The organism is Sphingopyxis indica (genome assembly GCF_900188185.1).
In the GTDB taxonomy this organism is placed as follows: domain Bacteria; phylum Pseudomonadota; class Alphaproteobacteria; order Sphingomonadales; family Sphingomonadaceae; genus Sphingopyxis; species Sphingopyxis indica.
The window spans coordinates 42,133-63,033 of the sequence record NZ_FZPA01000013.1; the positions used below are offsets into that span (position 1 = coordinate 42,133).

A 20,901-nucleotide genomic window follows, 5' to 3' on the forward strand; every position below is an offset into this window, starting at 1 on the left:
GTTGACGCTTGTCCGCGACCTCAGGACGTCTAAATAGGATCCGGGGGGAATAGGCTGCCATCCGGCTGCTTGCTCCGAAATATTCTATCCAGGCGAGAATTGACTGAAGACGCATGAGGAAGTTGCTCGCCGAAAGCCTCCTGAAACGGGTGATGGATTGGGACCAAGCGCGCCTCGCAGAGGAATTGCCGCTTCTCGATCGCATGGCAGGTTTCAAGTATGACGAGTACCAGCAGTTCGGGCCTGGCAGGAAATTCGTCGAGACGCTAGGCCTGTGGCTGGAGCAATTCCAGCCTGACGAACGAGAGGCCGCATTCGACTTTGTCAAAAATCGGCTAGTTTACATATCCGAAGGAGAGATGCGGCATCTCGTAGAAGCCGCGTTCGCCGACCATATCAAGCCGATGCTGATCCGCGCGGCTGCGGAAACGCTCGGCTTGCCAGCACACAGCTTAGGTGCCGTTACCGAAAGTACAGCATTTCGCCGCTCCCTCAGATCCAGCCTGTTCTTCGGCCTGAGCGACGGTGCCCGTATGGACGTCTTTCGCCGGTCTGCAAATCTCGACAATGAGCAGGTTTGGCAGGCCTATGAGCCAAGCGAGGCGAAAACGACCGGCCTTATCGAGGATTTGCGCAAGATCTACCCCGAGTCCTATTTCGAGCGTGTATTCCTAATCGACGACTTCACCGCGAGCGGGATCAGCTATATCCGGCAGGAGCCCGATGGAAGCTGGAAAGGCAAGATCAAGAAGGCACTGACACAGTTTGGGGGAGACGCGGCCAAACTATTTTCGCCGGACGGATATCAGATGACGGTAGTGATTTACGTCGCCACCCCGGAAGCGTCGCATCACATTCGAACCCAACTCGCGGCCTATTGCGAAAGCATTGGCAAACCAGTCCCTGAAGTCATCATCGTCTACGAATTGCCGCAATCGACGAAGCTCGAAGACGCGAACGAGGGCGATCGACCGTTCCTGGCTCTGGCGGATCAGGATCGATACTATCGAAACACCCCGATGGACACACATGAACAGAAGGGCAGGACGGATACAGTGAAGCGGGGATTCGCAGGATGCGGCCTGCCCTTGGTACTGGGCCACAACACCCCGAATAATAGCCTTTATCTCCTGTGGGGAGATCAGGCGGTCGGTGCGCGCGGCCTGTTCCCGCGGATTGTCCGTCACAAGGGCAACAACTGATGGTTCGCAACGCTTTCGCCGTCCGCACGTCGGAACTGTCGTCGCCCGACGAACTGTTTGCGCGGGATTTCGCTCCCGAGGTCCTCGAGATACTCCCGCGCGACATCTTCGCGACCAGCGCGATGGTCCTCAGGTCTTCGCCCGGCGGCGGCAAAACCTCACTTCTCCGTATCTTCACTCCGGGGCCGATGCTGCAGGTTTTCCGTAACCACACGCGCGAACCCTACGTGGAGATATTCCGGCAGCTTCAAGCCGTGAATGCCGTGGATGGGGACAACATCCGCGCGATGGGCATTCTCATCCCCTGCACCAACGGGTACTCGGAGCTGCAGGCTCCCGAACAGGATCCAGCCGCGCGCGGGATGTTTCGCGCCCTCGTGAACGCCCGGATCATTCTTCGCGCTCTGCGCGCGATCTGCATGCTGCACGGCGTCGAGTATCCGCGCGATCTCGGTCGTCTGCGGATCGATTATGAACGTGGACTACTCGACGAAGGCCCGGTTCCAAGATCCGCCGACGCGGAGAGCTTACGCAATTGGGCGGAGAGCGTCGAGAGTCGGCTGCTAGGATACCTTGACCAACTTGGGGCCGAGCGAGAGGAAACGCCTGTTCACCTTGTCTTCGATGCAGTCACCTGGCTTTCGCAAGCCCGGTTCCTCGTCGATGATGTGCTGAGCGAAGTCAGGCCGATTGTCATGTTCGACGACGTGCAACGACTACGGCCGGGCCAACGTGCGACGTTGTACAAGGAGTTGCTGGATCATCGTGCTGCAGCGCCTGTATGGCTCGCGGAACGCACCGCCGTGCTTGAATCGTCGGAAATTTTCAGTGACGCGATTCAGCGGCGGGATTTCGAAGTCGTTGAGATCGAGAGGGGCTGGCAGAAGCTGTCTGACAAGCGATTTCTCACGTTCGTTACAGGCATCGCAGATCGCCGGATGCGACAGATGCGGGACGACCCCGAGAGTTTTGGCGACCACCTCGGGTCATCACTCGATCCCCTGCAATTTCGATCCCAGCTCGCGACTGCCGTGGACACCTTGCGCGCGCGAGCAGTAGCCCGCGCAACTGACACGGATCGCTACTCTTCCTGGATTCAAGCTGCAGAGGGCTTCCCCAAGGCGGACCTTCTGGCATTGGCCATCGAGTGGTCGAAGACGAACATTCTGATCGAGCGCGACAGAAACAGGATACAAGCTGTCCTCGACCTGGAGCCCTTGCCGATCGAAGAACGGGAAAACCGCGAATCCAGCAAGCTGCCCTCGGCGGCGCTAAAGTTCGTAAGCTCCGAGTTCAAATTGCCGTATTTCTTCGGCATCGACAGAGTCGTCCGATTAAGCTCCTATAATGTAGAAGAATTTCTGCAGATATGCGCGGTTCTTTACGAGCATCTGCATGCAGCGCGAGTGTCACGCACCGATGGGCCCGTCTCCGTCAGTCCGGGCGAGCAGGATCGAGCATTACGCCGGCTGGCCGAGAAGCGATTCAGGGAAATTTCCCGAGCGTTTCCGTTGGGAGCGAAAGCGCAGAGGCTGATCGCCGCAATCGGCAAACTTTCTCACGAGCAGACATTCGCGCCCAATGCCCCTTATGCGCCCGGCGTCACCGGTATCGGATTGGCGATCGTCGACCGGGACGCACTCGTCAAGGCATCAGAGAACGACAAGCATCCGTTCTGCGAAACGGCGAAGATACTGAGCGCCTGTATCGCGTATAACTTGTTCGAGGTTCGAGAACTCAAACAGGACAATAAGCTCTGGACAGTTCTCTATTTGAACAGAATGCTCTGCGTTCATTTCGACCTGGTCTACCACACAGGAGGGTGGAGACCGACGTCGATCGCGCGACTCAAGGCATGGCATCAGGGAACGCCTTCAACAATCTTGTGAAGGCAGGAGGAAATCGATGTGGTGGGGCGAATATAATCTGTTTCGGCAGACCGCTTTCGACGAGTTCTGGCATGGGCATCTTCAGGAAGACCGGAAGATTTTGTTCATTGTCGGTCGAGGCTTCGACCCCAGGGCGCTTGTGTCCCTCAACCGGATTATAGCGCAGCGTCCTGACATCGATCGGCACTGCATCGCAATCGAAATGTCCAACTGCTTCGACACCGATGGCGAAGCGGTCCGCATGCGCGACACGAATGAAGCGGGGCTACGGCAACTGTTTGCCGAAGACCGGATCGAAATCCGAGATCTGACGCCAACCGATACCGACGGAATTAGAGATATTTCCCGGGCTACCGCCCACCTCTTTGCCGACGTCGCGCGCAACGATGCCGGTTTCTCCGATATCGTTCTCGATATCAGCACCCTGCCGCGGCTCGTCTATCTTACGCTGCTGAACCAGTTGCTCGGCGCCTTCGTTCGACCGAACGACCAGGCGCCGTTGGCATCGTCGGTAAATCTGCATGTCGTTTACGGCGAGAGCGCGGTTATAGATCGCGGCATTTCCAAGCGCGAAGTCGATGTCGATCTCGCTCCGCTTGCGAGCCTCGGCATCCGCCTAGAGGAAGAGGCATCACACGACTGGCCCAAGATATGGTTCCCAATACTCGCGGAAGACGTCAGCGAACAACTCGAACGCATACATTCCCGGATCGCGCCGGACGATGTCTGCCCGGTACTCCCGCTGCAGTCTGTCGATCCGAGGCGGGGCGATAATATCATACGCGAGATGGGAGAGCTGGTTTTCGACCGAATGGCCGTTACACCGCGCGACATAATCTTCGCGACCGAGTGGAATCCCTTCCAGCTCTACAGGAGCCTTCTCGAAGCGATGGGTCGCTACGAAGAGAGCCTCAAATTCTTCGGCGGCGCGCGGTTCATCATATCACCGCTTTCTAGCAAAAGCCTATCCATAGGTTGCCTATTGGCGCTAGTCGAAAAGCGGGCGAAGGGTGATCGCGCCTCGATGCGGGTCGGAATGGCGCATATCGAGACGCGTCGTTATGAAGCCAACGACCTCGGAGAAGACTTGCCGATGGTCCCGATTTCCCTTTGGCTAACGGGCGACTGCTACAGAATCCGAACGGCAATCGAAGCGGTTAATCCGGCTGCACCCGAGGAGGTCGAACTACGCGAACCGGAGTCAGAACGAGAGCGCGCGGAAGAAGCGGCTGCTGCCTCTTCACCGCGCAAATGACATCTTTCGGGCGCGAACCAATCGCGGTCCGAAGGGTTAGGATAAGGCGCAAACCAGCCGCATTCGCATATAGCACTTAAAAGCCGGGTTTACGCCATCTGGTACAATTTGGACCACCCGCCCCTTCACAAATCTCCCAGCCGCCGCCGAGAGCGCGGTGGATTTCAACCACAGACAGGAGATGGTCTGTTCGCGCCGTGGCCAACGTCGCTTCGGCTTGGTACAGGCTGCGTTCGGCATCGAGAATGTCTAGATATTGTCCCTCGCCCTCGCGAAATCGCACCGAAGCCATCCGCGCTGCCTCGCGGCTGGCGCCGACCTGCTGGTCGCGTATCGCAAGACCGGTCCGGATTGCGCCGTAGGCCGTCAGCGCGTCCTCGACATCGCGAAGGGCGATCAGAACGGTCCGGTGGTAATCGATCAGCGCCGCATCTGTGCGAGCATCGGCGACGCGGACCTGTGCGCGTAAACGCGACATGTTGAACACCCCCCAATCGAGGCTAGGGCCGCCCGCAAAGCCGAGCGCACCGCCAGTGAACAACGATTCAAACCCGCCGGCGAGGAGCCCAATGAAGCCGGACAGCCGCACCGTCGGAAACAAGTCGGCTTCGGCGACACCGCGCCGCGCGGTGGCGGCGGCGAGTGCGCGTTCGGCGGCGGCGATATCGGGCCGCCGCCGCAACAGGTCGGCGGGAGCGCCGACATCGATCTGTGCGATGTGCGGCAGACTGGTTGTTGCCGTGGCGGGACCGGCGAAGCTCTGCGGCGTCTGGCCGAGCAGCACGGCAAGGGCGTGACGCGCGGTGCCGATGCGCTGCTCGATCCCGGGCAGCGTCGCTTCGACCGCGGACAGCGCGGCCTCTGCGCGAACGACGTCAAAGTGCGCGCCCGCGCCAGCGCGTTCCAGCTTGCGCGTGATGTCGAGCGAACGCCGCTGGGTTTCGATCTGGCGGTGCGCGATCGCAAACGCGGCCTCGCTTCCGCGCAGTTCGAAATAGTGGCTGGCGACATCGGCGGTGACCGCGGCGCGAACCGAGCGCAGCGCCGCCTCGGCGCCGCCGACCTCGGCTTCGGCGGCCTCGACTCCGCGGCGGACGCGGCCGAACAGGTCGATTTCCCACGACGCTTCCGCGCCGGCGCGCAGGGCATCGCCCTCGCGCGGCTGACCGCCCGCACGCTCGACGTCGGCTTCCCGGCGGCGCTGATAGCCGGCAGCGACCCCGCCGCCGGGAAGCCGTGCCGCGCGCGACACGCCGGCGAGCGCGCGTGCTTCGTCGAGCCGCGCGACAGCTAGCCGCGCGTCGAGATTGGCTGCAAGCGCCTCTGCGATCAGCGCGTCCAGCGCCGGGTCACCGAACTGGCGCCACCACGCGGCCTCGGCGGATGCCCCGCCGATGCCCGCCGGCTGCGCGGCATAAGCGCCGGGCGCCTCGATCCGCGGTGGAACATAGTCGGGACCGACAGCGGCGCACCCCGCGAGGCCCACGAGAAGGATGGCGGGTGAAAGCTTGGCGATCAATATCATTGGGTCAATTCCTGCGGCTTGGGATCCGCGCCCGACGGGCGCCGCGCTTCGCGCCGCAAAACGGCGTTGCGGATCACGACGTAGAAGAGCGGGGTCAGAAAGAGGCCGAAAAGCGTCACCCCGAGCATGCCGGCGAACACCGCGACACCCATCGCCTGCCGCATCTCGGCGCCCGCGCCCGCGGCGATCGTCAGCGGAACCGCTCCCGCGATGAACGCGATCGACGTCATCAATATGGGGCGCAATCTCAACCGGCACGCCTCGAGCGCGGCAGCGGGCGGATCGAGCCCTTCCTGTTCCCGCGCGCGGGCGAACTCGACGATCAGGATCGCATTTTTCGCGGCCAGCCCGACGAGCACCACAAAGGCGATCTGCGTGAAGATATTGATATCGCCGCCAGTCAGCCAGACCCCGACGAGCGCGCTCAAGAGACACATGGGCACGATGAGCAGGACCGAGAGCGGCAGCGTCCAGCTATTATATTGCGCTGCGAGGATCAGGAAGGCGAGAAGCACCGCGATCGGGAAGACGTAGAGTGCGGCGTTGCCCGCGGTCTTTTCCTGATAGGTCAGGTCGGTCCACTCGAAGGTCATGCCCTCGGGCAACTCGGCGCGCGCGATCCGTTCCATCGCCGCCACCGCCTGCCCCGAGCTGAAGCCCGGCGCGGGACCGCCGCTGATATCGGCCGACGGAAAGCCATTATAATGGATCACACGGTCGAGACCGGCGCCGGGGGCGGTCGTGACCAGCGCGGCAAGCGGGACCATATTGCCTTGGGCATTGCGGACCTGAAGCCGCCCGACCGCATCGGGCTGCGCCCGCGCGTCGGCTTCGGCCTGGGCATAGACCTGATAGGTACGCCCGAACCGGTTGAAGTCGTTGACGTAGAGCGAACCGAGATAGACCTGCATCGTTTCGAACACATCGGTCATGGCGACCCCCTGGGCGGCCGCCTTGGTCCGGTCGACATCGACCGAAAGTTCGGGCGAGGCGACATTGTAGCTGGTCATCAGCCCGGCGAGCGCGGGTTCCTTGGCGGCCGCCGCCATCACCTTGGCGCTGGCCGCGGCGAGTGCCTCATAACCCGCGCCCGAGCGGTCCTCGATCTGCATCTTGAACCCGCCGGTCGCACCGAGGCCCGGAACCGGCGGCGGCGGGAACACGCCGACGAAGCCGTCGGGGACCGCCGCATATTTGCCCTGCAGCCGCCCTGCGATCGCCCCCGCCGCCATGTCCGGCGACGTGCGCTCCGAAAAGGGGTCGAGCATCACGAACATGACAGCGGCGTTGGGCACGTTGACGAAGCCGTTGATCGACAGGCCCGGAAAAGCGACGACGTTTTCTACCCCGGGCTCGGCCAGCGCGATCTTCGAGACCTGCTCGGCGACCGCCTGCGTGCGGTCGAGCGACGCCCCGTTGGGCAGCTGGACGATGCCGACGAGATAATATTTGTCCTGCGCGGGCACGAAGCCGGCGGGCAGCTTGTCAAAGGCGAACCAGGTCAGACCGAGCAACCCGGCATAGGTCAGCCCCGCCACTGCGCCGCGCCGGATGACCCGCTGGACGCCGCCGACATAGGCCAGCGAGCCGCGATCGAAGGCCCGATTGAAGGGCCCGAACAGCCAGCCGAAGCCCTTGTCGATGGCACGCTGGATGCGGTCGCGCGGCAGGTCGTGGCCCTTGAGCAGCACCGCGGCGAGCGCCGGCGACAAGGTCAGCGAATTGACCGCCGACAAGATGGTCGAGATCGCGACAGTGAGCGCGAACTGGCGATAAAATTCGCCCTGCAATCCGCCCAGAAAGGCAGTAGGAATGAAGACGGCGGCGAGGACCGAGGTGATCGCGATGATCGGGCCGGTGACCTCCGCCATCGCCTTGCGCGCGGCCTCGCGCGGAACTTCTCCGAGACCGATATGGCGTTCGACATTCTCGACGACGACGATCGCGTCATCGACGACGATACCGATCGAGAGCACCAGCCCGAACAGCGACAGGGTATTCAGCGAAAAACCGAACAAATGCATGACCGCCAACGTCCCGACCAGCGAAACGGGCACAGCGACGAGCGGGATGATCGACGCACGCCACGTCTGGAGAAAGAGGATCACGACGAGGACCACGAGCAGGGTCGCCTCGATCAGCGTGACGATCACGCTTTCGATCGACGCCTCGACAAAGATCGTCGGATCATAAGCGATGCGATGCACCAGCCCGTCAGGAAACTCGCCCGAGAGCCGCTTCATAGTCGCCCGGACCTCGGCCGCGGTATCGAGCGCGTTGGCACCCGGGCTTTGCAAGATCTGGAGCGCGATCGCGGGCTCGCCGTCGAGCAGCGAACGCAGCGCATAATCATTAGCGCCCATTTCGATCCGGGCGACCTCACCGAGCCGGGTGAGCTGGCCGTCGGCACCGGTCTTGACGACAATCGCAGCAAATTCTTCCTCGGTCGCGAGGCGGCCCTTCACCTCGAGCGCGACCTGTTGCGCGGCGGCAGGGTTCGGCTGGCGCCCGACGCTGCCCGCGGCGACTTCGACATTCTGCGCGCGGATCGCGGCGACGATATCGCTCGCGGTCAATCCGCGCGAAGCGATCCGCGCCGGGTCGAGCCAGACGCGCATCGAATATTCACCGGCACCCCACACGACCACATCGGCGATGCCGGGGATGCGCGCGATTTCGTCGCGGACCTGAAGCAGCGCATAGTTGGAGATGAAGAGCGGGTCATAACGCTTCGATGGCGACAGAAGATGCACCACCATCAGCGCGTCAGGCGCAACCTTCTGTGTGGTGACGCCGAGCCGCTGCACCGTCTCGGGCAGTCGTGGCAGCGCGCGAGATACGCGGTTCTGGACCTGAACCTGCGCGATGTCGGGATCGGTCCCTTGCGCGAAGGTGACGGTGAGCGTCATCCGGCCGTCGGTGGCAGCCTGGCTCGACATATAGAGCATGCCCTCGACGCCGTTGACCGCCTGTTCGATCGGGCTGGCGACGGTTTCGGCGATAACCTCGGGCGAGGCGCCCGGATAGGCCGCGGCGACGGTCACCGTCGGCGGCGCGACCGCCGGATATTCGCTGAGCGGTAGCCGGAGCAGCGCGAGCAGCCCGGCAATCAGCAGGAGCACCGACAGCACGATCGCGAAGATCGGCCGGTCGATGAAGAAGCGGGGGAAGTTCATCGTGCCGGCTCCCGCTGGACGCTGGTTTTCTGCACGCCGTTGCCGCGCGGCATCGAGACGATCCTGGGTTTGACCGCCATGCCGGGGCCAGCCAGCCCCTTGACGACGACGCGGTCGCCGGGCCGCAAGCCCGTCTCGACGACGCGCAGGCCATCGACGATTGGACCGAGCGTCACCGGCCGATATTCGGTCATATTCTTTGCGCCCAGCACGAGGACGAAGCGCCGCCCCTGTTCGACACCGATCGCGAGGTCGCTGACGAGGATCGCGGACCGGGCCTTGTCGGTCGCGACATCGACTTCGGCGAACAGGCCCGGCGCCAGACGACCACCCGGATTGGGCAGGATCGCGCGCGCGCGGATCGTCCCCGTCGCGCGGTCGAGGCGGTTGCCGATGAAGTCCAGCCGCGCCGTTCGGGTGCTTCCATCTTCGAGGCGAACGCCGACCTTGGCCTCGGCACCGTGGCCGCGACGATCAGCGAGCGAGCGAAGGTAGGTCGCCTCGTCGACATCGAATTCGACATGGAGCGGATCGACCGAGACGATGGTGGTGAGCGGCGTCGCCGCCTCGACGCCGGCAACCAGATTGCCGCGGGTGACGAGAATCTGGCCGACCCGGCCGGCGATAGGCGCCTCGACGCCGGCATAGCGAAGGTCGAGCGCGGCCAGCCGTTCGGCGGCGCGCGCCGACGCGACCTGCGCTTCGCGTTCGTGCAAGGTCGCGGTGGTCACGTCCGAGCGTTCGCGCGCGGCGACCCCCTCGGCGACCAACTTGCGCGCGCGCGCATCCTCGGCCTGCGCGAGGCCCAGCCGCGCTTCGGCTTCGCGCGTCGCCGCGCGTGCCGCGGCGTGCCGCGCCGCGAAGGGCGCGTTATCGAGGCGAAAAAGGATCTGCCCGCGCCGGACGATCTGCCCCTCGGGAACGCTGACGTCGGCAATATAGCCCGAGACGCGCGGCTTGAGCTCGACCGTCTCCACCGCGGTCAAGCGGCCGGTATAGGTCGAACGTGGTATATGGTCCTGCACCACGACCGATGCGGCAAGCACCATCGGCGGGGCTGGGGCAGCGGCCTGTTCGCCGCCTTCCGGCCCGCGCGCCCAAAGCACCACGAGCCCCGTCGCCAATATCGCGCCCAGCGCCGCGGCGACCCTCGATTTTCGCATCTCAACCTCCGAATCCGTGCTCGCCGATCCGGATGGATGGCGAGCTCATATTTCGGGGGTGCGGTTTTCCATCGTTGGAGGGTCAAGAGGTTTTCTTCGTCGGCGTCGAATGTGCATGAATCCGTAGAAGACACCGCGCCTATCGGTAGGCGGAGCTCTGCGGCAATAGTAATCCGGCGTGCGGCGACCGCGTTGGTCAGGGCTATGTCCCGCGAAGGTCGGGAAAAGCCCCTCCGCACGCGGAAAGGCCAAATGATCCCGAGGCCAAGCTAGTGCGTGCGGTTCGATGAACCCGCAGCATGGCGCCGGGCGGATTGTCCGCCGGACCTACCGAAACGCCGGGGTTCGCGCGGTTGGAGGCGCGGCGTCGCGCCCCCCTCTTCCGCCAGCCCCTCAATGATCGGACAATCGGGCCTGTCGTCACCGTGGCAATGATTGGCCAGTGTCTCGAGCGTCCGCACCATGGCTTCGATCTCGGCCATTTTTTCCTTGAGGCGCGCGATATGTTCGAGCGCGAAAGCCTTGACGTCGGCGCTGGCGCGGCTTCGGTCGGACCAGAGGCCCAGCAGCTCGCCGATCTGCTCCACGGTGAAGCCGAGATCGCGTGCGCGCCGGATGAAGCGCAGGCGGTGCACGTCGGCGTCGTCATAGTCGCGGTAACCTGAGTCCTGACGCGCAGCCTTGGGGATGAGACCCGTCTGTTCGTAATAGCGGATCATCTTTGGAGAGACGCCCGATATTTTCGCGGCGCGGCCGATGTTCATGCCGCCTCTCCTTCTTTTCCCTTGTCGGCGGCGATCACCGGCCGGAAGGCCTTCAGCCTGAGTGCATTGCTTAGCACGAAGACACTCGACAGCGCCATCGCACCGGCGGCGAACACGGGCGACAACAAAGTCCCGTTCAGCGGGTAGAGCACCCCCGCTGCAACGGGGATCAGCGCCGCATTATAGCCGAACGCCCAGAACAGATTCTGCTGGATATTCCGGATCGTCGCCTTCGACAGCGCGATCGCGTTGACCACGCCGCGCAGGTCGCCCGACATCAGCACGACATCGGCGGACTCGATCGCAACGTCGGTGCCGGTGCCAATCGCCAGACCGACGTCGGCCTCGGCGAGCGCGGGTGCGTCGTTGATGCCGTCGCCGACGAAGGCGACCTTGCGGCCACCCGCGCGAAGCCGGTGTATGGCATCGACCTTTCCGTCGGGAAGCACTTCGCCGACGACCTCGTCGATCCCCAGCGTACGCGCGACGGCATCGGCGGTCGCCTGATTATCGCCGGTGATCATCGCGACCTTGAGCCCGAGGGCGTGGAGCGCCCGGATCGCCTCGGGCGTCGTGTCCTTGACCGGATCGGCGACCGCAATCACCGCCGCGAGTTTGCCGTCGATCGCAGCATAGAGCGGCGACTTGCCTGCCGTGCCAAGTTCGCGCGCCTTGGCGGCAAAGGCCGACACATTATGGCCCAGCCTGGTCATGAACCGATCGGCGCCGACCTGAACCTCGCGGCCACCGACCTTTGCTGATACGCCATAACCGGGAATGGCTTCGAACGCCGCGGGCGATGGAGCGTCCAAACCGCGCGCATTCGCGGCCGCCACGATGGCTTCGGCGATCGGATGCTCGGACTGGCTTTCGACGCTGGCGACCAGCGCCAGCACTTCGACGCGCCCGAAGCCTGCGGCCGGCTCAAGGTCGGTCAGTTCGGGGCGCCCCTTGGTCAGTGTGCCGGTCTTGTCGAGCGCGATGACGGTCACGTCGCGCAGCGTCTGAAGCGCCTCGCCCTTGCGGAACAGCACGCCCAGTTCGGCGGCGCGTCCGGTGCCGACCATGATCGAGGTTGGCGTCGCGAGTCCCATCGCGCATGGGCAGGCGATAATCAGCACGGCCACCGCATTCACCAACGCAAAGGTCAGCGCCGGATCGGGGCCGACGATCAGCCATATCAGGAAAGTCAGCCCCGCAATTCCCATCACCGCAGGCACGAACCAAGCGGTGACCTTGTCGACCATCGCCTGGATCGGCAACTTCGATCCCTGCGCCTGCTCGACCATGCGGATAATCTGAGCCAGCACCGTATCCCCGCCGACTTTGGTCGCGCGGAAGGTGAAGGCGCCGGCCTTGTTGATCGTGCCGCCGACGACGGCCGCGCCGGCAGCCTTGGCGACCGGAGCCGGCTCGCCGGTGATCATCGACTCATCGACCCAGGAGCTCCCGTCGACAACCTCGCCATCGACCGGCACGCGTTCGCCCGGGCGCACCTGAACGATATCACCGGCGCGAACATCGGCGAGCGCAACTTCCAGCGCCGCACCATCGCGCACGACGCGCGCGGTTTTCGCCTGCAGCCCGACGAGCCGCTTGATCGCCTCCGATGTTCGCCCCTTCGCCTTGGCCTCGAGATAGCGACCGAGCAGGATCAGCGCGACGATCACCGCCGCGGCTTCATAATAGACGTTTGCGGTGCCGGACGGCAGGACGTGGGGGGCGAAGGTTGCGACCAGCGAATAGCCCCATGCGGCGCTCGTCCCCAGCGTGACGAGCGAGTTCATGTCGGGGGTGCCGCGCAGGATCGCGGGAATGCCCTTCTGGAAAAAGCGCAGCCCGGGGCCGAAAAGAATGAGGGTGGTCAGTGCAAACTGAATGAGCCAGCTCGTCTGCATCCCGATGCGGGTCATGACGAAATCATGGACGGCGGGGACGAGGTGCGAGCCCATCTCGAGGATGAACACCGGCAGCGCCAGCACCGCCGCGAGAAGCAGCGAGCGGCGTAGACTGTCCAGTTCCTGCTCGCGCACCAGGGCTTCCCGGTCGATGGAGCTGCCTTCGTCTACGACCCGGCGCAGTTCATAGCCGGCACCGCGGATCGCGCTTTCCAGATCCTCGAGCGTGACAGCGCCGCTGCGGTAGCGGATGCTGGCCCTCTCGGTCGCGAGATTGACGGTCGCGGCGGTGACTCCCGCCACCTTCGAAAGGGCCTTCTCGACATGCCCGACGCACGACGCGCAGGTCATGCCCGCAACGCCGATTTCGGCTTCGGTTTCGGGCACCTCGTAGCCGGCGCTCTCGACCGCTTGCACGACGGCGCCGGGATCGGACACTCCAGCGAATGTCACGTCGGCGCGGTTGGTCGCCAGATTGACGGCGACCCCGGTTACGCCCGGCAGCTTGCCGATCGCCTTTTCGACATGGCCGACGCAGGACGCGCAGGTCATGCCGGCGACGGCGACGCTCAGACGCTCCGGCCCGGTGGTCGGAGCATCACTTTTCCGCCTCAACTCGATAACATCGGACATCACATATTTCTCCGGATCTGCTCGTTCGACCGGAATCTGGGGCTTCCAACGATGGGAAGGTCAAGGGGGGAGAAAAATGTCTGTGGAGGCATTGACCTTGCCACGATGGCAAACCCCATCTTCGGACATCAAGCAAAGTTTGGAGGCAATATGACGATCCGTTTCAATATTCCCGGGATGACCTGCGGCGGTTGCGCGCGCTCGATCACCAAGGCGATTCAGGGCATCGATACGCAGGCCAAGGTCGAAACCGACATTCCCGAAAGGCTGGTCAGCGTCGAGACCAGCGCAGACATCGCGTCGCTCAGCGCGGCGCTCCGCGAAGCCGGCTATGAGGCGCAGGCGGCATAGGAAGGGGCGCCAAGAGCCTGATCAACCTGGGGAAATAGATCCAGATCTGGTTCCAGTTCGTCTTTCGCCCAAGGTCTCGGCGGTTATATTCTCCTTTCCATTTCCTGGCGTGGAGAATGAAATTGCGACAATCCGCCATCCTGTTACTCGGGCTCAGCCTGTCCGCCTGCGGCCAAAGCGAGCCGCGCAGTACCCAGTATTTCGAGACGAATCTCGACGAGGCGCGAAAGGTCGTCGCTGGCTGCCGGGATGGCTCGATGCGCGGCGATGAATGTACGAACGCCGACGTCGCGGTGCAGACGGTCGAAGGCCGCGAGCGTTTCAAGCGGTTTCTGGGCAAGGATTAAGCCAAGACACGATCACCGCACCTAACCTTTGGCGATTGCTAGTCCGACACGTTCCGATAAAGCGCCCGCATGACCGACGAACTGACGAGTATCGTCCTGCGCGCCGTCGAACGGGTTCCGCAATGGGTCCGCCGCGACCTGGAATCGAAAGATCCTGTCGGCCGCATCCAGGCCGAGGAAGCGCTCGCCGCAATGATCGCCGAAGTGCTGCGAAAAGCGGACAGCGCGGCGGACTAGCTCGCAGCTATCACGCCGGGCGGCTCCGTTCCTCAAGCTCCGCGATGCGCTCGGAGCAGATCGCATGGACCGCGCGCCCCAGTTCCTCGACACAATTGCCGAGCCAGAGAAGCTCATCCTCGGTGATGCGGTAATGCTTCGAGTAGCGCGCCTTCACATAAGCTTCCTTGAGCTTCTCGAAGCGAGCGCGATCTGTCCGCGTCTCGCGCGGCCAGGCGTTGACCAACCGCATGTCGATGCGCTCGGCTTGGGTCCTCAGGAACCCAAGGTTATGAACGTGCGGAGTATAGAAGGTGCAGACGAGTAGAACGCAATGATACAGCCGTTCTGTCGCTTGATGAGTTAGAAACGCTGCATCCTTTAGTCGGCCCGACTGCCGGCTGAAGTTTGCGGTCTCCAACATTCCAGATGCCGCCGGCATCCACTCGTCGAAATATTCCTGCGCCATCGCCAGCGCCTGTTCGGGCGTCTTCGGCTTCGGCTTATGCAGCGGCTTCTCGTCATATTCGTAGAGCGCGATCCCGTCCTTCGCGACATCCATGAAGAAATAGCGCCCATGCGCCAGCCCGTCGTTCACCTCCTGCAGCGTGTGCACGATGAAATTGACCGGCGTGTGCAGCGTCTTGTCGATCGCCAGTTCGCGAATGAGCCGATCCTCAAGCTTCAGCCAAAAATCGACCCGCTCGGTCAGGCGCTTGTCGTTGACGATGATGAGCAGATCGAAATCCGACCGATAGCCCTTGGCGGTATGCGGCTCATCGACCCAGCCGCCGCGCGCATAGCTGCCGTAGAGGATCAGCTTTTCGATCCGGCCCTTCTTCTTCCAGCCCATCGTCGCAAGCGCGATCGCATCCTCGAATTCTTCGAAGATGATCGCCTTCACGCGCTCGAGCTCGCGCTGCTTGTTCGGCGGTAGATGATCGAGATCGGTTCGCATGACTATTCTCACCCTGTAAGTCCGCTCGCCCGATGGCAAGCTATGTTGCAGCCAAATCTGCCGTCAAGTTTCGGGCGGCACGCGAAAATCCCAGACGGGGATGCCGAACGCGCGGGCCTTGTCGACGAGATTGTCCTGGATGCCGGTGCCCGAGAAGACGACGAGCCCGGCGGGCATCGCATCGATCATCCGGTCGTTGCGCTTGAACGGGGCCGCCTTCTTGTGGCGATTCCAGTCGGGCCGGAAAGCGACCTGCGGCACGCGGCGGGTATCAGCCCAGCAAGCGGCGGCGCGCTCGGCCCCGGTCGGCGTCGCACCGTGCATCAGCACCATGTCGGGATGGCGGGTATGGATACGATCGAGCGCGGCCCAGATATGCTGGTGATCGTTGCAGGCGGGACCGCCGCTGAAGGCGACGCGAGTGCCTTCGGGGATCAATGCCGCGGCTTTTTCGCGCAGCCGCTTGTCGAGGAAATCGCGGCGGTCGATCATCGACGCAGTCAGCGTCTTGTGCTGGGCGCGCGATCCGGTGCGCGGCATCCAGGCTTTGCGGAGATGAAGGCGGAATTGCTCGGCGGCGCATTCGCGGAAAAATTCCATCGTATCGCGGCGCTCGATCATCGTGATGCCTTCGGCGATCTTGCGCTCGAGTTCGACCGAGCGGATTTCGCTGCCGTCCTGTTCGCGCTGCTGCTCGCGCTGGGCCTGCTCGTTGCGATCAAGGTCGCGTTCGATCCGCTCGCCGGCACGGTGGAAGATATTGACGATGTTCCAGAGCAGGTCTTCGAGATCGGGCTCGATGCGGGTGTCGACGAGGCAGCCAGTCATCGCGTCGAAGATGTCGGCGACGGCGCCGCCAGCGAGCCGATCGTCGGGAAGCGGCCTGCTATCGGGCTCGTCCTCATAGGGACGGTGACCGTAAAGCTGCATTTCCTGAAGAAGATAAGCGCTGGCGCCGGGTTCATGCGGTTCGCCGCGTTCGGGAAAGTCGGACAGGTCGGTCATGTCATCTCTCGCATCTGGCGGCCGCGCCTCTCGCGGCCTTCGCAGCGACGCCTTTGCGGCGGCGGGTGCGGGTCCGCACCGCACGGGCAGAGCCCGGGCGGCCGAAGCGCAGCGAAGGATGGCGGGCGAAGGCTATTTTGCCTCGCGATGCAAAGGGGCAGAGCCCCGGCGGAAAATGGCCGCACGCCAAGCCATTGCGAGGCCCGCGCCCGATGCCGCAGTCGCCCTCCAGCGAAGGCCGGAGGCGCGGCTGCCCTGGGAGAAGGGAGTGATCACTCTATCCATCCCGACAGGGCGAGCCGCTTGCAGGCGGCGCAGCCTTCCACAGGAAATGGTCCGGCGCGGCAACGGTCACGAAACTCGCCCCAAAAAAGTCTTGCCTAATCAGAGCGACGCGTGAAGGCGGCTGGGGGCATGTCCGAAATCCCGCTATGTTTTTCGGACAACTCCACTGGCAATTGTCCGAAATACTGCTATATATTTCGGACATGGAGAAGCCCGCATCCGGATTGAAAGCCGCGATCCTCGATCGTACCGAGGTGCCCGGCAGCGTATGGACCCCCAGCGATTTTCTCGATCTCGGGAGTCGGGAGGCCGTCGATAAGGCTCTGCAGCGCCTCGCAAAATCGGACGAACTGCGCAGGATCGACCGCGGCCTCTATGACAGGCCCGCGCATAATGAGCTGACCCACCAGGCCAATCCGCCCAGTCCGAAGGCAGTGATCGACGCGGTTGCCCGCCGCGACCAGATCCGCGTGCTCGTCGATGGCATGACCGCCGCCAACGACCTCGGTTTCACCAACGCCGTGCCGGCGAAGATCATCGTTCATGCCGAAACGGGCCTGAAGACGATCAAGCTCGGCAATATGGCCATCATTTTCAAGCCGACGGCGGCAAGCAAGCTGTTCTGGGCCGGGAGACCGGCGATGCGGATCGTTCAGGCCCTGCACTGGCTGCGCGACACGATGCTCGGCGACGAGAATGACCAATGGCGCGAGCGGCTCGTGCAGTTGCTCGACGATCCCGTTCATGGCGAAACGCTCCGCACTGATCTTGCCGCGGGCATGACGAGTCTGCCCGTCTGGATGCAGGAGTTGCTGCGCCCGCTCGTCTTCCGTCAGGAACCTGGCGCATGAACCCCGGTTTCGACGAAGTTCTGCGTGCAGGGACGCGAACCCGGAGCGGCCTCTTCATCACCGCCGCGCAGCGCCTAGGCACCACGCCGCAGAATGTCGAAAAGGACTTCTGGGTGTGCTGGACGCTGGACGCGCTGTTCAACGGATTGCCCGATGGCCCCCGGCTGTTGTTCAAGGGCGGGACGTCGCTTTCGAAAGGCTTCGGTCTGATCCGGCGATTCTCGGAAGATATCGACGTCACGGTCTTTCGCGACGACCTTGGCGTCCCCGCGACGATCGACGAGCTCGCAGCGCTGAGCCGCAAGAAGCGCGAGGCCGCGCTCGATGCGATCCGGGATGCGTGCGAGGCCCATATCAACGGCGCACTCCTCGATCATCTGACCGTCATCGCCGCCCAATGCTGTGAGCGGGCCGGGCTCGAGGCCGGCGCGATCAAGGTCATCCCCGACGCAAAGGATCGCCAGACATTGCTGGTGGCCTATCCCAGCGTGACGAGCGAAGATGCCTATATCGCGAAGAGCGTGAAGATTGAATCGGGCGCCAAATCGGCGCTCGATCCCAATAGCCGCCGAAGCATCGCGCCCTATGTTGACGAGGATCTGCCCACGATCGATCTCGGCGTCCCCAATGTGACGATCGTCGATGCCGAACGCACCTTCTGGGACAAGGTCGTCATCCTGCACGGGCTGCGGCGATGGTATGAAATCCGGGGACAATTGCGTGGCAACGGCCAGCGCGTGTCGCGCCACTATTATGACCTTCACCAGTTGATGCAGTCGCCCGTGGGTCAAAGCGCGATCGAGGACCGGACACTCGGCGAGGATTGCGTCGCCCATGCGCGCATGTTCTTCAATCGCCCGGATTTCGATCTCGCATCGGCACAACCGCCGACATTCGTCCTTTGCCCCGAGGACGGCATGATCAACGATCTCAGACAGGATTATCGCGCCATGGCGACGATGATCTTCAGCGAGCCGCCCGAATTTGATGCCATTGTCGACAGTGTCGCTGCACTCGAACGCCAACTCAACGCGAGGAAATAACGATCAAGCAGCGCGCAACAGCTGGAGCAGTGCGTCCATAGCCGCGCGTAGAAGCCATTGCGCAGGCCAAACTCCACCCCATGGCCACCAATCAGATGTTTCTTTTAGGACAGAATATTGACTTTTGTTCAATAAAGGAACATATGGATCATGAAAGGAGCCCGACATGGCAACGGCAGTGGCAAAGACGATCGACCGGAAGGATCTTACCGGCCCGGCGCTGCGCACCTTTTTCAACATCGCCGAGGCGTGGAAGCTCAGCGAAAGCGAGCAGATGGCGGTCCTCGGGCTCGACAGCCGTTCGACGCTGCATAATTGGAAACGCGGCGAGGTCGCGGCGCTTTCGAAGGATGCGCTCGAGCGGATTTCCTATGTGATGGGCATCTACAAAGGCTTGCAGATTCTCGTGCCCGCCACTGCGGACGAATGGGTCCGCAAGCCGAACAAGGCGAAGAGCTTCGCCGGCAAGTCCGCCCTCGACCGGATGGTGTCGGGCAATGTCTCGGACCTTTATGTCGTGCGGCAATATATCGACGGGCAGCGCGGCTAAGCCCATGCCGCTCGACATTCCGGTGACGGCGACGAGCTGGTCGCCCTGCTACCGCATCATCCCCAGCCGCTTCCCGCCGATCGGCCTGTTCGAGAAGGTTGCCGATCCGGACGATCTCGAGGCGGTCTTCCAGATCGAGGCGATGACCAACGATCGCCTCCGCGACGAAGTCGGCATACTCGCGCTGGTGCCGCCCGAGGACCGTGTTTCGGGCCCCGGCACGACACCGATCATGGCGGCCTTCACCCATCTCAATCCCGAGGGCAGCCGTTTTACCGACGGCAGCTTCGGCGTCTTCTACGCCGGCCACACGCTCGACACCGCGATCGCCGAAACGCGGCATCACCGCACCAGATTCCTCGCCGCGACCGACGAGCCCGCCCAGGAGATCGACATGCGCGTCTATGCCATCGACCTCGAGGCCGGTCTCCACGACATTCGCGGTCTCGCGGACAGCCACGCGCATCTCTATGATCCGGACAGCTATATCCATGCGCAAGGGCTCGGGGCGGAGCTCCGCGATGCGGGTGCGGACGGTATCCTCTACCAGAGCGTCCGCCATCCCGGCGGCGAATGCGCCGCCGCCTTCCGGCCGCGCCTCCTGTCCAATTGCCGGCAGGAACGGCATCTCTGCTATATGTGGGACGGCACGGCCATCACGACCATCTATGAAAAAAAGAGCCTCGATAGCTGAAAGAGCGCGATAGCGTCCGGGCTCCAAGCCGAACCCTTTTCGTCAGGGATCATCGTCCAATAAATCTCGCCGCGTCGACAGGCGTCAACTGCGACCGCAGCTGTTCTGCCAGCCGCGCCGGGCCGAAGCGGCGAAGATCGGTGTTGAGATCGTCACGCTGCGGCTCGAGCGGGTGAACCGCGATGCCGAGCGGCAAGGCGCGTTCGTTCAGCGCCGCCCAGGCGGCGTGCCCAGCGGGATCATCGTCGCGCGCGACATAGAGGCGCCGCAGGCCTGCCGGAAACAGAAGTGCCGCAAGATGGGCGGCGGAGAGACCGGCCACGAGCGGCAATGCTGGAGCGACCTCGCGCAGTGACAACATGGTCTCGATGCCCTCGCCGAAGGCCATGACGTCTCCCGCCAGCCCGAAGCGCACGCCATGCCCCAGGAGATGTCCCATCGCGCGGCGCGGATAGGCTACCGGCGCCTTGGCCGGCCGTGCCGGATCGAGCCATGTGCGGTGGACGCCGGTGAGCGAGCCGCCCAAATCGGTCACCGCCGCGATCATCGCCGGGAATGCCGGCTTGACCGAGGCGACATCCTCGTCGGACCGGCGATAATAGCAATGCGGATGATATCGCAGCGCCGGCAAATCCCCGCCACGCCGAAGCGCGCGTTCCGCGAGATAGGTTCGCACCAGCGTCCCGGCGATGGGATTGGATGCCGCCCAAAGCCGCGCGGCCGCCTCCCTGCTTCCCGGGCTCGCCCGCCGCGGACGCGGGTTGCGCTTCACCGGATCAGGCGGAGGCAGGCTCAGGAAGCGCCGCGCCTCGGCAAGCGTGTCGCCGAGGCTCATATGCGCGCAGCTCGCGGCGATGATGTCGAGCAGATCGCCATGATCGCCGGTCGCCGCATCGGTCCATTTTCCGGCGCGCGGCTTGCTCTCGCTGCCGCTGAGGCGGACGTAGAGACTTCGCCCCGGTGCATTATGCACATCGCCGACCAGCCAATAATGGCCTTCGCGGCGACCGTTCGAGAGATAGTGGCGACACACCGCCTCGGCATTCTCACCGAGACGGCGCGCAAGTTCACGGGCTGGGCTTTCCATGCGGGGCTC

At 63.5% G+C, this 20,901-nt stretch carries 18 protein-coding genes; 10 read left to right on the top strand and 8 right to left on the bottom strand.

What is annotated here, in order from left to right; all coding sequences use genetic code 11:
* Positions 1–113 precede the first annotated feature (113 nt).
* Genes CHB69_RS15630 through CHB69_RS15640 form a run of 3 tightly spaced genes read left to right on the top strand, consistent with a single transcriptional unit; the run spans position 114 to position 4,346 of the window.
* Complete coding sequence (locus CHB69_RS15630) at positions 114–1,202, top strand: phosphoribosyltransferase-like protein (RefSeq protein ID WP_058818166.1); 1,089 nt, start codon at positions 114–116, stop codon at positions 1,200–1,202.
* The gene (locus CHB69_RS15635; RefSeq protein ID WP_058818167.1) at positions 1,202–3,091 is read left to right on the top strand and encodes an ORC-CDC6 family AAA ATPase; all 1,890 of its coding nucleotides are present in this window, start codon (positions 1,202–1,204) and stop codon (positions 3,089–3,091) included. The genes CHB69_RS15630 and CHB69_RS15635 overlap by 1 nt, the downstream gene beginning before the upstream one ends.
* A gap of 16 nt (positions 3,092–3,107) precedes the next feature.
* Positions 3,108–4,346, top strand: a complete 1,239-nt coding sequence (locus CHB69_RS15640; RefSeq protein ID WP_058818168.1) for a hypothetical protein — start codon at positions 3,108–3,110, stop codon at positions 4,344–4,346.
* Between the two features lie 76 nt (positions 4,347–4,422).
* On the opposite strand, the gene CHB69_RS15645 is transcribed toward CHB69_RS15640, so the two are convergent.
* The 5 genes from CHB69_RS15645 to CHB69_RS15665 form a co-directional block, all read right to left on the bottom strand.
* The gene (locus CHB69_RS15645) at positions 4,423–5,871 is read right to left on the bottom strand and encodes an efflux transporter outer membrane subunit (protein ID WP_058818169.1); all 1,449 of its coding nucleotides are present in this window, start codon (positions 5,869–5,871) and stop codon (positions 4,423–4,425) included.
* Entirely contained in the window at positions 5,868–9,047 is a 3,180-nt protein-coding gene (locus CHB69_RS15650; protein WP_058818170.1) for an efflux RND transporter permease subunit, read from the bottom strand. The genes CHB69_RS15645 and CHB69_RS15650 overlap by 4 nt, the downstream gene beginning before the upstream one ends.
* On the bottom strand, positions 9,044–10,210 hold the full coding sequence (locus tag CHB69_RS15655; RefSeq protein WP_058818171.1) for an efflux RND transporter periplasmic adaptor subunit: 1,167 nt from the start codon (positions 10,208–10,210) through the stop codon (positions 9,044–9,046). Before CHB69_RS15655 ends, CHB69_RS15650 begins: the two co-directional genes overlap by 4 nt.
* 269 nt (positions 10,211–10,479) lie before the next feature.
* Positions 10,480–10,974 (bottom strand): Cu(I)-responsive transcriptional regulator, encoded by a 495-nt coding sequence (cueR, locus tag CHB69_RS15660; RefSeq protein WP_058818172.1) that lies wholly within the window; start codon positions 10,972–10,974, stop codon positions 10,480–10,482.
* Positions 10,971–13,505 carry a heavy metal translocating P-type ATPase gene (locus tag CHB69_RS15665; protein WP_089216915.1) on the bottom strand — a complete coding sequence of 845 codons (2,535 nt, stop codon included), beginning with the start codon at positions 13,503–13,505 and terminating at the stop codon, positions 10,971–10,973. The genes cueR and CHB69_RS15665 overlap by 4 nt, the downstream gene beginning before the upstream one ends.
* Before the next feature lie 150 nt (positions 13,506–13,655).
* Between CHB69_RS15665 and CHB69_RS15670 the strand changes: the two genes are divergently transcribed.
* From CHB69_RS15670 to CHB69_RS20230, 3 genes are all read left to right on the top strand, one after another.
* Positions 13,656–13,856 carry a heavy-metal-associated domain-containing protein gene (locus CHB69_RS15670; RefSeq protein ID WP_058818213.1) on the top strand — a complete coding sequence of 67 codons (201 nt, stop codon included), beginning with the start codon at positions 13,656–13,658 and terminating at the stop codon, positions 13,854–13,856.
* A 116-nt stretch (positions 13,857–13,972) separates the two neighbouring features.
* Positions 13,973–14,203 (top strand): EexN family lipoprotein, encoded by a 231-nt coding sequence (locus CHB69_RS15675; RefSeq protein WP_058818174.1) that lies wholly within the window; start codon positions 13,973–13,975, stop codon positions 14,201–14,203.
* 69 nt (positions 14,204–14,272) lie between these two features.
* Positions 14,273–14,440: a hypothetical protein gene (locus tag CHB69_RS20230; RefSeq protein ID WP_170935596.1), complete on the top strand. Its 168-nt coding sequence runs from the start codon at positions 14,273–14,275 to the stop codon at positions 14,438–14,440.
* A 10-nt stretch (positions 14,441–14,450) separates the two neighbouring features.
* Here the strand turns inward: CHB69_RS20230 and CHB69_RS15680 are convergent, their stop codons facing one another.
* Positions 14,451–15,377 (bottom strand): HEPN domain-containing protein, encoded by a 927-nt coding sequence (locus CHB69_RS15680; RefSeq protein ID WP_058818175.1) that lies wholly within the window; start codon positions 15,375–15,377, stop codon positions 14,451–14,453.
* A gap of 63 nt (positions 15,378–15,440) precedes the next feature.
* Positions 15,441–16,382, bottom strand: coding sequence for a DUF2493 domain-containing protein (locus tag CHB69_RS15685; RefSeq protein WP_089216916.1), 942 nt, complete (start codon positions 16,380–16,382; stop codon positions 15,441–15,443).
* A 488-nt stretch (positions 16,383–16,870) separates the two neighbouring features.
* Between CHB69_RS15685 and CHB69_RS15690 the strand changes: the two genes are divergently transcribed.
* From CHB69_RS15690 to CHB69_RS15705, 4 genes are all read left to right on the top strand, one after another.
* Positions 16,871–17,518: a DUF6088 family protein gene (locus CHB69_RS15690; protein ID WP_058818214.1), complete on the top strand. Its 648-nt coding sequence runs from the start codon at positions 16,871–16,873 to the stop codon at positions 17,516–17,518.
* Complete coding sequence (locus CHB69_RS15695; protein WP_089216917.1) at positions 17,515–18,561, top strand: nucleotidyl transferase AbiEii/AbiGii toxin family protein; 1,047 nt, start codon at positions 17,515–17,517, stop codon at positions 18,559–18,561. Before CHB69_RS15690 ends, CHB69_RS15695 begins: the two co-directional genes overlap by 4 nt.
* A gap of 166 nt (positions 18,562–18,727) precedes the next feature.
* A complete protein-coding gene (locus CHB69_RS15700) occupies positions 18,728–19,111 on the top strand; it encodes an antitoxin Xre-like helix-turn-helix domain-containing protein (protein WP_089216918.1) in 384 nt (127 codons plus the stop codon).
* Between the two features lie 4 nt (positions 19,112–19,115).
* Positions 19,116–19,805 (top strand): RES family NAD+ phosphorylase, encoded by a 690-nt coding sequence (locus CHB69_RS15705; RefSeq protein WP_089216919.1) that lies wholly within the window; start codon positions 19,116–19,118, stop codon positions 19,803–19,805.
* Between the two features lie 49 nt (positions 19,806–19,854).
* Here CHB69_RS15705 and CHB69_RS15710 read toward each other — a convergent pair whose 3' ends face one another.
* Entirely contained in the window at positions 19,855–20,892 is a 1,038-nt protein-coding gene (locus tag CHB69_RS15710; RefSeq protein ID WP_089216920.1) for a DUF7146 domain-containing protein, read from the bottom strand.
* Positions 20,893–20,901: the final 9 nt, after the last annotated feature.